The following is a 12,751-nucleotide window of genomic DNA, read 5'->3' as shown; positions in this document are numbered from 1 at the left end:
GAGTTGTCCATGAACGCATCCTTCTCTTCCTCCCGGGTGCCGCTGCGCCAGGTCTGGCCGCCAGCCCTCGTCGCGCGCTATCGTGCCGCCGGCCATTGGCGTGGCGAGACCTTCCCGGGCTTCCTGCGCGAGCGTGCCGAACGCTTTGCCGGGGATATCGCGGTGGTCGGGGGGATACCCGCCTGACATATGCCCAGCTGTGGCAGGAAGCCGGCCGCATCGGCGCCGGTCTGCTCGCGCAGGGCCTGGCCCCGGGCGACCGGGTCGTGGTCCAGCTCGGCAACGTGCCCGAGTTCATCACCGTGGTGTGCGGGTTGTTCCGCGCCGGGCTGATTCCGGTCTACGCATTGCCTGCGCACCGCATCACCGAGGTCGCGCATTTCGCCCGCAAGGCCGAGGCCACTGCCTATATCGCTGCAGCGAGCTACGACGGTTTCGACTACCGCACGCTGGCGCGCGATCTCCAGGCGCAGGTGCCGGCAGTGCAGCACGTGATCATCGTGGGTGAGGGCGGCGGGTTCACCGCGCTGGAGGCTCTGGCAGGCGATCTTGAGCAGCTGCCACCGGACCCGGATCCGCAGTCCGTGGCGTTCCTGCAGATCTCCGGCGGCAGCACCGGCCTGTCCAAGTTGATCCCGCGCACGCATGACGACTACCTGTATTCCTTCCGCGCCAGCAACGCGATCTGCGGCATCACCCAGGACAGCGTCTATCTGGTCGCGCTGCCTGCCGCGCACAATTTCCCGATGAGCTCGCCCGGCTTCTTCGGCACGCTGTATGCCGGTGGCCGGGTGGTGCTCAGCCCGGGTGCCGGCCCGGAAACTGCGTTCGCCCTGATCGCACGCGAACGGGTCACCTGCGTCGGCCTGGTGCCGCCACTGGCCCTGCTGTGGGCGCAGGCGGCCGCGACGACCACACAGGATCTGTCCAGCCTGCAGGTAGTGCAGGTCGGTGGCGCCAAGCTGGTGCCGGAAGCGGCACGCCGCGTGATCGCCGGGCTGGGCTGCACGCTGCAGCAGGTGTTCGGCATGGCCGAGGGGCTGGTCAACTACACCCGCCTGCACGACAGCGAAGAGATCATCGTCTCCACGCAGGGCCGCCCGATCAGCGAAGACGACGAGGTGCTGGTCGTCGACGACCACGGGCATCCCGTCGCAGAAGGTGAGACCGGGCATCTGCTCACCCGTGGCCCGTACACCATCCGCTGCTACCACAATGACCCGGCCGCCAATGCGCGCGCCTTCACCGAGGACGGTTTCTACCGTACCGGCGACATGGTGCAGCGCCTGCCCGGCGGTTATCTGGTCGTGCAGGGCAGGGCCAGCGATCACATCAACCGGGCCGGCGAGAAGATTTCCGCCGAAGAAATCGAAGACCATCTGCTGGCGCACCCCAGCGTGTTCGATGCGGCCGTGGTCTCGATTCCCGACGCCTACCTGGGCGAGCGCAGCTGCGCCTTCATCATTGCCCAGGGTGAACCGACCAAGGCCGCCAGCCTCAAGGCCTGGGTGCGCAGCCGCGGCCTGGCCGCGTTCAAGGTGCCGGACCAGATCGTGTTCGTCGATGCCTTCGGCACCACGGCGGTCGGCAAGATCAGCCGCCGCGAGCTGCGTGCCCAGCTGCGCGAACGTTTCATGCAACAGACAGGAGAAACGCGCTGATGGCGCTGCCGACGATCCAACCCTACCCCCTGCCGACCCAGGCCGAGCTGCCCACCCCGCGCGGCGCCTGGCAGCCGCAGAGCGAGCGCCTGGCGCTGCTGGTACATGACATGCAGCGGTACTTCCTGGCCGCGTTCGCGCCGGATGCCGCACCGCTGGCGCCGGCCGTGGCCAACATCGCGCGCCTGCTCGCGCACTGCCGTGCGCGTGGCATCCCGGTGTTCTATACCGCCCAGCGCGGCCACCAGGACCGCCGCGATCGCGGCCTGCAGGCGGATCTGTGGGGCCCGGGCATGTCCGCAACCGACGAGCATGAAGCCATCATCGAAGCCGTGGCACCGCTGCCGGGCGACCATGTGCTGGTCAAGCACCGCTACAGCGCCTTCCAGCGCAGCAACCTGGAAACGATGATGCGCGCCCGTGGCCGCGACCAGTTGCTGGTCACCGGTGTCTATGCGCACATCGGCTGCACCGCCACCGTGGCCGAAGGCTTCCAGCGCGACATCGAGAGCTTCATCGCTGCCGATGCCGTCGCCGATTTCTCGCGCGCCGACCACGACCTGGCCCTGCATTGGATCGCCCGTACCTGCGGCATCCCGATGACCACCGATCACCTGCTGGAGACGCTCGCATGACCGCACTCACCCTGGAGCGCATGCGCGCCGATGTCGCCGAGATGATCGGCGAAGCGCCCGAGGACATCGGCAACGATGAGAACCTGATGGACCTGGGGCTCGATTCGATGCGGGTACTGGGGCTGGTACTGGCCTGGGGCAACACCGGTATCCCGCTGGAGTTCAGCCACCTGGCCGAGCACGCCACGCTGGGCGGCTGGTGGACGGTGGTGCAGCGCCTGCAGGCCCAGGCCGCGGCTGGCGCATGAACGCAGTCGCGGTGCCGGGTCCGGACGCGCGCCTCGTTCGCGGGCTGAGCGAGGCCCAGGCCGGGTTGTGGTACGCCCAGCGCCTGGCGCCGGACAATCCCGCCTTCAATACCGCCCATGCGGTGTGGATCGAGGGCGGACTGGACGTGGCTGCATTCGTGCGCGCTGCGGATCAGGCCGCGCATGAATCCGACGCGCTGGCATTGCGTATCGTCGAAAACGCACAGGGCCTGCCCGAACAGTGGGTGGACCGGCAGCACACGCCCGCGCTGCAGGTGGTGGATCTGTCCGGCCACCCGGACCCGGCCGCCGCCGCCCGCGAGGCGATGCAGCGCGACCGGCTCAGCCCGGTCGATCCCGCCCGCCACCGGCTCAGCCAGCAGCGCCTGTTCCTGCTCGGCAAGGGCCGCAGCGTCTGGTACCTGCGCGTGCATCACCTGGCGACCGATGGCTACGGCATGGGCCTGCTCACCGAGCGGGTCTGCGCGCTGTACGCAGGCAACGCCGCACAGGGCGCGCTGGCGCCGCTGGCGCCGGTGCTCGATGAAGACGCGCAGTATCGTGACAGCGAGCGCCGCACGCGCGACGCCGCGTACTGGCGTGAGCTCATGGCCGATGCACCGGCGGCCGCGGGTCTGCAGGCTGGCCTCGGGGCCGCGGCGGCGGATGCACTGCGCCACGTGGAGCCCATCGGTCCGACACTGCGGGCGCGCCTGCACACCGCAGCCGCCGCCATCGGCCAGCCCTGGCCGGATCTGCTCACCGCGCTTGGCGCCGAGTACTGCCGCCGCATCAGTGGCGAAACCGAGGCGGTGATCGGCGTCCCGTTCATGGGCCGCCTGGGCAGCGTCTCGGCCCGCGTCCCGGCGATGGTGATGAATGTACTGCCCCTGCGGCTCAAGGCCGGCGAGGGCAGCGTGGACACCTTCGTACGCGACGTCGCCCTGCGGCTGATGCGCGGCCGTCGGCATGGACGTTACCGCGGTGAACAACTGCGTCGCGATCTCGGCTTGATCGGTGGCCAGCGTCGCCTGCATGGCCCGCTGGTCAATGTGCAGCCATTCTATCGGCCGCTGCAGCTGGACGGCGTGCACGCGACGCTGGAGATTCTGTCCACCGGCCCGGTTGACGACGTGACGCTGGGCTTTCGGGGGGACGGCGCCGCCGTGCTCGATCTGGAGATCGAGGCCAACCCGGCGCTGTATACGCCCGCGCAGGTGCGGGCCCACGCCGCACGCCTGCTGCATTTCGTGTCGGCCGCACTGGACGTGCAGGCTGCCGGTGGCCCCATCGCCTCGGTGCCGTTGTGTACGCCGGAGGAGGCCCAGCGCTATCTCTACGAGGTCAACGCCACCGCACATCCGGTGCCCGAGGTCAGCCTCGCCGCGCTGATCACCGCTCGCATGGCGCGCACGCCCGACGCCGTGGCCGTGGTCTACGGCGCGCAGCAGCTGACGTTCGCCGAGCTGGAGCAACGCAGCCGGGCGCTGGCGCTGCACCTGCAGGCACAGGGCACCGGCCGCGAGGCGAGGGTGGTCGTGGCACTGCCGCGCTCGCTTGAACTGGTCATCGCGCTGGTCGCCGTGCTGCGCGCGGGCGGCGCTTACCTGCCGGTGGACCTGGCCCACCCCGATGAGCGCCTGGCGCGGATCCTGCGCTCGGCCGGGCCGGTCTGCGTACTGGCGCTGGAGCAGGACCGCCACCGGTTCCCCGGAATGACCGTGCTCCCGCCGACGCAGTGGCCGCACGCCAGTGACGGCCCGCTCGGCACCGTGCCGCAGCCGGACGATGCCGCCTACGTCATCTACACCTCCGGCTCCACGGGTGAGCCCAAGGGCGTACTGATCGAGCACCGCGCCATCGTCAATCGCCTGGAATGGATGCGCACGCATTACGGTGTCCAGCCGGACGATCGTATCCTGCAGAAAACCCCGGCCACCTTCGATGTCTCGGTCTGGGAGTTCTTCCTGCCCTTGATCAGCGGCGCCACCCTGGTGGTCGCACCGCCCGAGGCGCACCGCGATCCGCTCGCCCTGGCCGCGTTGATCCGCGAGCACTCGATCACCACGCTGCATTTCGTGCCGTCAATGCTGGCCGCGTTCCTGGCTGCGCCAGCGGCCCGTGGGCTGCAACTGCGCCGGGTCTTCACCAGTGGCGAAGCGCTGGATGCCGCCTTGCGCGACCGCTTCCATGCCACGGTCCAGGCCGAACTGCACAATCTGTATGGGCCGACCGAAGCCGCCGTGGATGTGAGCTGGTGGCCGGCCAACCGCAGCGACGCCTCCCAGCCCGTGCCGATCGGTTTCCCGGTCTGGAATACGCAGCTGTACGTACTTGATGCGCGGATGCAGCCGCTGCCACCCGGTGTCGCAGGGGATCTGTACCTGGGCGGGGTGCAGCTGGCGCGCGGCTACCTCGGCCGCGACGACCTCACCGCCGAGCGCTTCCTGGCCGATCCCTTCCTACCCGGCAACCGGCTGTATCGCACCGGCGATGTGGCACGCTGGCGTGAGGATGGGGCGGTGGAATACCTCGGTCGCAACGATCATCAGATCAAGCTGCGCGGCCTGCGCATCGAACTTGGCGAGATCGACGCCGCCCTGCGCACGGCACCCGGCGTCAGCCGGGCCGACGTCCTGCTGCGCGAAGATCGCCCCGGCGAGCCGCGGCTGGTGGCCTACCTCAATGCGGGCAGCCCGCAGGCGGATGAGCTGCGCGCCCACCTGGCCACCCGCCTGCCGGATTACATGGTGCCCAGCGCATTCGTTGCACTGGAGCACTGGCCGGTCACCGCCAATGGCAAGCTGGATCGTGCCGCGCTGCCGGCGCCGGCGCAGCGCGTGTTCGACGGTGTGGCGCCGCGCACCGGCACCGAACAGGCGCTGGCGCAGCTGTTCGCCGAGACCCTGGGGCTGCGCAGCACGGTTGGTGCCGACGCCGACTTTTTCGCCCTGGGCGGTGACTCGCTCAGCGCCGTGCACCTGCTGCTGGCGATCCAGCAGCGCTGGCACTGTGATCTCGGCCTCGGCGCGGTGTTCGCCGCCCCCACGGTTGCGGCGCTGGCCGCCCGTATCGACGCACCGCCAGCGGCTACCGATCACGGGCTGGCGCCGATGATCCAGCTGGCCGCGGGTGACCCGGCGCTGGCGCCGCTGTTCGTGATCCACCCGGCCGGTGGTATCGCCTGGAATTATCGTGACCTGGCCCGGGCGCTCGCCCCGGCCCGCGAGGTGCAGGGCCTGCAGTCGCCCGTGCTTGATCCTGCCCAGCCACTGCCGGCCAGCATCGAGGCACTGGCGGCCAGCTATGCCGAGCGCATCCTCGCGCTGGGCCGGCCCGGCCCGGTGCATCTGCTTGGCTGGTCGGTCGGCGGCATCCTTGCCCAGGCGATGGCGGTGCACCTGCGCGCGCTCGGCCACGAGGTCGGGGTACTGGCGCTGCTGGATGCCTATCCCAGCGAGTGCTGGCGTGCCGAACCCGAGCCGGACCCGATCGCCGCGCTACGCGCCCTGCTGGCCATCGCCGGCCATGACCCAGAGGCGCATCCCGAGCTGGACAGCCGGGAGCGGATCCTGGCGTTCCTGCGCCGGGGCGACAGCGCGCTGGGCAACCTCCCCGATGGGGTGCTCGATGGCGTGGTGCGTGCGGTCACCGGCACCAACCGGCTGATCCGCGCCCATCACCACACACGTTACGACGGTCCGCTGCTGCACGTCCGTGCCGGCCGCGACCATCTCGACCGCCCGCAGCTGCAATCGGCCCTGTGGCAGGCGCATGCCGCCAGCGTCGAAGCGATTGAACTTCCTTTCCTGCACGCTGAACTCACCGGCCGCGATGCCGTGGCGCAGATCGCGCCATGGCTCGATGCGCAGCTTCAGCGCTCTGAAACCATCAGGACACCCGCATGAAACTCACCGGATTCGACGGCACCATCGCCCTGGTCACTGGCGCGGGCGGCGGCATTGGCGCGGCACTGGCCGAGCACCTTCACGACAGCGGCTGCACCGTGATCGCGACGGATCTTGAGGCCCCCGTGTTCGCCGCGCGGGCAGGGCAGCGGCGCATCCATGCCTGCGCGCTGGACGTGAGCGATCCGGTTGCGGTAGAGGCGCTGGTTACCTGGATTGAAGCCAGGATCGGTGCGATCGGCTTTGCCATCAACGTGGCCGGTGTCCTGCAGACCGGCACGGTGGTGGAGACGGATGACGCGCAATGGCGCCGCGTCTTCGCGGTCAATGCCGACGGCGTGTTCCACGTCTCGCGTGCCGTCGCACGGGTGATGTCGCCGCGGCGGAAAGGCGCCATCGTCACGGTCAGCTCCAATGCCGCGGGCGTACCCCGGCACGGCATGGCCGCCTATGCCGCATCCAAAGCGGCCGCGACCATGTTTACCCGTTGCCTCGGCCTGGAACTGGCACCGCTCGGCATCCGCTGCAACATCGTGGCGCCCGGCTCAACCCTGACCCCGATGCAGACCGGGATGTGGGCCGGACCCGAGGGCGAGCAGCGCGTGATTGAAGGGAGTTTGGAGACATACAAGGTAGGCATTCCCCTGCAGAAAATCGCCTGCCCGGATGACATCGTGTACGGGGTCATGTTTCTTCTCTCCGACCAAGCCGGTCATATCGCGATGAGCGATCTCTACGTCGACGGTGGCGCAACGCTGCGCGGTTGAACGGCGGCCAGAACGGAACTACGCCGCAGATTCACGTTTATGCAAGTTGATTCATAGTTTGGGGTGCAGCGCTTCGCCTAAGGTTCACCCGAAACAATCACAACGGCCTGCCGCGTTCCTGCCGGCAGGCCGTTGAGCGAGAGTTTCAGAACGCATTCGTCATCGCCCAGTGTGGCGAGGCCATGCGCCGTGCGCGTGTAACTTCAATTCACGGGCTCTTGCATGAAAAACATACTGATTGCGGACGATCATCCAGTGGTCCGCGTGGGCCTCCAGTGCCTGCTTGCCCGGCACCCCGGGGTACGGGTCATCGGCGAAGCAGCGGATCCCGAGCAACTCGAAGCCCTGCTGGCAGAAAAGACGTGCGACCTGGTCATCACCGACCTGTCCATGCCGTGGGGCGGTCGCCCCGATGGCGTGCGCATGCTGGAAAGCATCCGCCGTGATCACGGCCATGTGCGATTGATCGTCGTCACCTCCTTCACCAACCTGCAGGTGCTTCGAGCGGTGGTGCGGCTGGGCGTGGAGGGCATCCTGGAGAAAACCGGCGGCCTGTCCGACCTGCTGGCCGCAGTGGACTGCGTTCTCGGCGGCCGTACCTATTTCTCCGGTGATCTTGCCCAGCGCTTGCGCTCCGGCCGCAACCGCACCGGACTCAGCTCGCGCGAGAGCGAAGTCATCCGGCTGCTCGCGCACGGCCTGAGTGTCAAGGAAATCGCCGATGTGCACCGGCGAACGATCAGCACCATCAGCCGCCAGAAAGGCGCGGCGATGCGTCGGCTGGGCCTGCGCTCGGACTATGAGCTGCTCGACTACGCAAAATCCATTGGATTGTCTCCCGGCGGGCACTGAGCGGCCGTTGTTGGAGCAGCTGTGCATCCGGAATGCCGCTGATGAGACGCGGCGTCACCGTCGATCTGCGGGCGATCGGCGCATGCGATTGCACCCATTTTTCCAGCCGATCGTCCAATGCTGCACGCATTTCATTTTTGTCAAGTTGTTGCATGGTGCAACGCAGCTTGCATCTCTATCGTTGCGTCCTGTCCGCAGGCGCCGACATTCGGCTTCTCTTGCCTGCGGTCAGTCTCACTACTCATTACGCAAGGAAAGAACGCAATGACTCTGCTCAGGAAGCTGTCCCTGGCCGCCGCGCTGGCCACCGTCTCGCTGTCGGCCAACGCCGCCGAATCCCACATCAAGGTCTACACCAATGTGGACACCACGCTGGCGCTGATGAAGGCTGACGGCAGCGCCTTGCCGGACCTGATCACCCTTGCCCATATTCCGGGGCAGGGCTTGAACGCCCACACCGAACGTGTGCGTATTTACACCAACGATGAAGACAAGGACATCGCAGTCCGCCTGACCGCGGATCCGTCGCTGGTGCTGCGGAGCGGCGGCGGCACGCCCATCCCGCTGGCAGTCAGCCTCAACAAGAAGCGCCTGACGGTTGCCGCACAGGACTTCCTCGCCTCGGATATCTACGACGGCGCGCTGCCGGGGGCCTCGGTGGTGATGGATCTGCAGATCGGCCAGGCCACCCGTGCGCCGATCACCGTGGCAGGCGAGTACGAGGGCATTGTCAGCATCGCCATGGTGCAGAAGACCGGCACCCCGTAACACCCTGCGCCGGCCCGGCACCCGGGCCGGCCGCTTCAGGTAGTAACCCCCATGAAAGCTCACGCACCCGCCATCACCCGGCTGGCGATCGCGCTTGCCTTGTCATTGGCCACCCCGCTGGCCACGGCACGTGGCGTTCCAGTCGGTTTCGAGGAACTGGCCGAAGGCCAGATCGAACAACTCGACGTACGTCTGTTCGGCCTTTCAGCCGGACTGTCGCCCGTGCGCGTGACCCTGGAGCACGTGCAGCTGGAGGATCCGGCACAGGTGCTGCAGGCGCTGGAGCTTTCCCCCGAGGCGCAGGCGGCGTTGCTGCCCGCGCTGTCGCAGCCGTTGCCGCGCAACAGCCATCTCGCCTGCCGCTATGGCGGGGGCAGTGCGGGCTGTGGCTATCTCGATCCCCCCGAGGACTCCAACACCGTGCGTGCCCTGTATGACGAAGGCGAGGGCGCCGTGCGCCTGTTCGTCGCCCGCCAGTGGATCGCGGCCGAGCCGGCCGCCGAGCGCTTCCATCAGGTCAGCAGCAACGCCGAGAACGCGTTCCTGCACCAGCAGACCCTCAATTTCAGTGGCGGCCGCGGCTACCAGGCACTGACCGCCCAAGGCGCGGGTGCGCTGGGCGTGCTGCAGCGTGGCCACATTGCCGTGGACTGGAACTTCAACAGCCAGCAGTACCGCGGTGGCCGCCGCCACGATGATTTCCAGTTCGACAGCGCCTATTACCGCCATGACCTGGGCCAGCAGCATTATCTGCAGGCCGGGCGCATGGACCGCCGGAACCTGTCCAGCCCGCAGGGCGGCACTTTCAGTTTCAGCATGCTGCCGATGGATCGCTTCGCCGGCCTGCGCGTGGGTACCACCCAGGCCTACGTGGATGCCGATGCCGCCGTGCAGGCGCTGCCACTGACCGTGCTGCTGGCGCGCGATGCACGGGTGGACGCCTTCGATGGCGAGCGCCTGCTGCAGACCTTTTACCTGCCGGCCGGCATCAACCAGCTCGACACCCGCCGGTTCCCGTTCGGCAACTACACCGTCACCCTGCGCGTCTACGAAGATGGCCAGCTGGTGCGCAGCGAGGACGCGCCGTTCGATAAGGGCGGCGACTGGACCGACAGCAGCGTGCAGTGGTTCCTGCAGGGCGGCCGCCGCAACGAGCGCCGCAGCGACCGCTTCGACGGCGAGATGGCCGCCATGGCCGGCCTGCGCGTGCCACTGGGCCGCGCCACGGCGGTCACCGCGGGCGTCGCCGACCTCGGCGGCTTCAGCTATGGCGAACTGCGTGTGGACCTGCGCCATGCCTTCGACACCCAGGATATCCGTGCCACCTTCAGCGGCCTGCTGGGCAGTGATGGCAGCAGCGGCCAGCAGCATCAGGTGTCCTATCGCCGCCACGCCTCGTGGAATCTCTATCAGCAGCGGGTACGCGGCAAGGCCTGTGTGTTCGAGGATGATGCGCGCGACCGCCTGGGCTGCGCCGATTCGCTGAGCGCATCGGTTGCGCTGCCGGTTGCCGGTGGCAGCGCCTACATGGCCTATACCCGCCGCCAGACCTGGAGCCGTGGCTCGCTGCTGCCGGGCGACATCGACGATCCGATGGCCGGGCTCGACCCGCTGCTGCCCCCGTGGCAGCAGCGCTACACGCGCGAGCCGCAGCTCAGCCGCACCTGGCAGGCCAGCTACAGCCGCGTGCAGCGCTGGCAGGAGTTCAGCGTGTCCACCCGGCTCGGCCTGTGGCAGCAGGATACGCGCAGCAGCCTGCGTGTCGGTCGCGACCGCGGCATCTACCTCAACGTCAGCCTGACCCGGCTGCAACGCGGCAACCGGGGTAGTTCGCAACGCCGCTATGGCATCGACTACCGGCAGCCGCAGCACCTGCGGCCGGACATCAACTACAGCGCCGGCCAGACCGTGCGCCAGGAAGTGGATACGCAATACCGTGAGGCCTCGCTGGATGTGCGCGGCAACAACAACGACCGCTACAGCGCCGCGCTCAGTGCCCAGCTGCAGAACAGCCTCGGCCACACCGGCGTCACCCTGGCGCACTACCAGCAGCGCGGCGGCAACGAGATGGCCTACAGCGCCACGCACAGCTCCGGGCTGGCGCTGGGCCGCCGTGGCTTCTACTGGGGCGGCGGCCTGGGCGCCGAGGCCGGCCTGGCCGTACAGGTGGATGACACCGACGACCTGGAACTGACCGGCGTGGCCGCCGAGCTGCAGGTGGGCGGATTGCGCCGGCAGCGCCTGGCGCTGGGCGAGCGCCGCCTGCTGCCGCTGCCGGCTTACCAGACCCACCGTGCCGAAGTGCAGGATGCCAGCGCGCTGACCAGCGATGCCGCCATCCGCGTGACCGGGGTGGGCGGCGCACGGCCGTTGTTCCTCTCTCCCGGCCGGCTGGTGCAGATGCCGGTACCGATCGAGGTGACCTACACCTTCATCGGCAGCGCCCGCGACATCGCCGGCGCGCCACTGCGCGGCGCCCGCATCCTCAATGCGCCGGTGCCCGGTACCGGCGCCAACGGCGGCTTCGTCGCCGATTTCCCGCGCCGCGAACGCACGCTGTACCTGCTGCAGGACGACAACCTGCTGCAGTGCCCGCTGGAGGTTCGCGAGCGCCGCAATGTCGTGATGCTGGTGGGCCAGGTGGAATGCGCGCCATTGAGTGTGGCCCAGCTGCCCGCCGATATCCGCCAGCAGGCACGGGTCACCCGCCTATTGCAGGAGCAGGCGCTGATCGCCGCCGTGCCGCAGACCGCCGCCACCGGAGGTACGCCATGAACCGGCGTGGCGTGTGGGCCGTGATGCTGGTGATGGCGTCGCTGCTGGTAATGCCGAAGGCGTGGGGGCAGCGGCCGCCGGACAAGGATCCGCCAAGGGGAACGATCATCGAGGAAATCTCCATGAGCTGGGATCGATCATCCATTCCTGCGGAGCTGATACTGATCCCGCCCAGAACACTGCTCGCCTACAGCACGGATCCATCGCTGGGTTACGGGGCATTGCACTTTACTTGTCAATCTTCGGTCGACCCTGCGGTAGGGAGGTGCCCGACCACTGACACAGCAGAGGACGGAGCGGAGAAAAGCGCCGTCTCTCTCCGCTTCATTGAGAAAAGAAGCGGAATGACGACGCAGATCAATGTGGTTGGTTGGCTCGAGCGCGCCGAATCTGGTCGTGCATGTCAAAACTACTGGCAGCCACATCGTCGCCCACTGTGGACCAGTTTCGCGGCTCCGTGCGCCACTCCCGCTAGCGGAACCGCCGTAACGTTGCTTCTTGAAGAGGCTGAGCTTCAAAGGCTGGTGGCCGGTCGATGGTCAGCCGAGCTGAGGCTGGCCCTGATGGACTCGTCGAACGGCTCAATTGCGGATTACGAGTTTCGATTCGACTTCACCATCACCGATCGAAACGCTGTCTCGATCTACTTCCCCGCATTTCACAACGTTACTCCGCTGGTACAACTCAACGCTGCCTACGATCCTATCGGGCAGACCGTGGGTGGACGCACGGTGCTGGAGATGTGCCTGTACGACGGCCTCGGTTCGCAGGCGCAGTATCTCGGCGTGACGGTTCGCGATCGTGGCGGGCATCCCCCCGGTCCCAGCGGCTACTCGCTCTGGCACACCGATGGCGGTACCGACGACACGCGGCGCCTGGACTACACCGTCAGCCTCGCCCATAGCGGCGCGACGGTGCGGATGCCCAACGGCGTGGAACAGCAACTGCACGGCATCGACAGCGCCCAGCTGCGCCTGGTGTTGTTGCCGGGCATGAGCCAGCCGGTGTTCTGCGTGCCCACGCCGATCACCTTCGATATTCCCCGCGTCCCCATTTCCACCCAGCAGGCCGGCACTTACTTCGGCGAGCTGCAGGTGGAGCTGCGTGTGCCCACCACCACCCCCTGATCCCACCAGG

8 protein-coding genes and 1 pseudogene are annotated in these 12,751 nt (G+C 68.0%); all 9 read left to right on the top strand.

Annotated elements, in window-relative coordinates:
• Positions 1–9: 9 nt before the first annotated feature.
• The 9 genes and pseudogenes from BIZ42_RS00690 to BIZ42_RS00650 all read left to right on the top strand — a co-directional run bounded on the left by BIZ42_RS00690 (position 10) and on the right by BIZ42_RS00650 (position 12,741).
• Positions 10–1,661 (top strand): annotated as a pseudogene (locus BIZ42_RS00690) (AMP-binding protein).
• On the top strand, positions 1,661–2,296 hold the full coding sequence (locus tag BIZ42_RS00685) for an isochorismatase family protein (RefSeq protein ID WP_070425226.1): 636 nt from the start codon (positions 1,661–1,663) through the stop codon (positions 2,294–2,296). Before BIZ42_RS00690 ends, BIZ42_RS00685 begins: the two are co-directional and overlap by 1 nt.
• On the top strand, positions 2,293–2,544 hold the full coding sequence (locus BIZ42_RS00680; protein WP_070425225.1) for a phosphopantetheine-binding protein: 252 nt from the start codon (positions 2,293–2,295) through the stop codon (positions 2,542–2,544). The genes BIZ42_RS00685 and BIZ42_RS00680 overlap by 4 nt, the downstream gene beginning before the upstream one ends.
• Positions 2,541–6,452: a non-ribosomal peptide synthetase gene (locus BIZ42_RS00675; protein WP_070425224.1), complete on the top strand. Its 3,912-nt coding sequence runs from the start codon at positions 2,541–2,543 to the stop codon at positions 6,450–6,452. The genes BIZ42_RS00680 and BIZ42_RS00675 overlap by 4 nt, the downstream gene beginning before the upstream one ends.
• Positions 6,449–7,219 (top strand): 2,3-dihydro-2,3-dihydroxybenzoate dehydrogenase, encoded by a 771-nt coding sequence (locus tag BIZ42_RS00670; RefSeq protein WP_070425223.1) that lies wholly within the window; start codon positions 6,449–6,451, stop codon positions 7,217–7,219. The genes BIZ42_RS00675 and BIZ42_RS00670 overlap by 4 nt, the downstream gene beginning before the upstream one ends.
• A gap of 222 nt (positions 7,220–7,441) precedes the next feature.
• The gene (locus BIZ42_RS00665) at positions 7,442–8,071 is read left to right on the top strand and encodes a response regulator transcription factor (protein WP_070425222.1); all 630 of its coding nucleotides are present in this window, start codon (positions 7,442–7,444) and stop codon (positions 8,069–8,071) included.
• 264 nt (positions 8,072–8,335) lie between these two features.
• On the top strand, positions 8,336–8,839 hold the full coding sequence (locus BIZ42_RS00660; protein WP_070425221.1) for a CS1 type fimbrial major subunit: 504 nt from the start codon (positions 8,336–8,338) through the stop codon (positions 8,837–8,839).
• Between the two features lie 51 nt (positions 8,840–8,890).
• Positions 8,891–11,614 carry a TcfC E-set like domain-containing protein gene (locus tag BIZ42_RS00655; protein ID WP_070425220.1) on the top strand — a complete coding sequence of 908 codons (2,724 nt, stop codon included), beginning with the start codon at positions 8,891–8,893 and terminating at the stop codon, positions 11,612–11,614.
• The gene (locus BIZ42_RS00650; protein ID WP_070425219.1) at positions 11,611–12,741 is read left to right on the top strand and encodes a CfaE/CblD family pilus tip adhesin; all 1,131 of its coding nucleotides are present in this window, start codon (positions 11,611–11,613) and stop codon (positions 12,739–12,741) included. Before BIZ42_RS00655 ends, BIZ42_RS00650 begins: the two co-directional genes overlap by 4 nt.
• The last annotated feature ends 10 nt before the right edge of the window (positions 12,742–12,751 follow it).

Origin of the sequence: Stenotrophomonas sp. LM091, from assembly GCF_001806305.1 — a bacterium.
Taxonomy (GTDB): Bacteria; Pseudomonadota; Gammaproteobacteria; order Xanthomonadales; family Xanthomonadaceae; genus Stenotrophomonas; species Stenotrophomonas bentonitica_A.
This window is presented reverse-complemented; position numbering and strand designations above follow the sequence as displayed.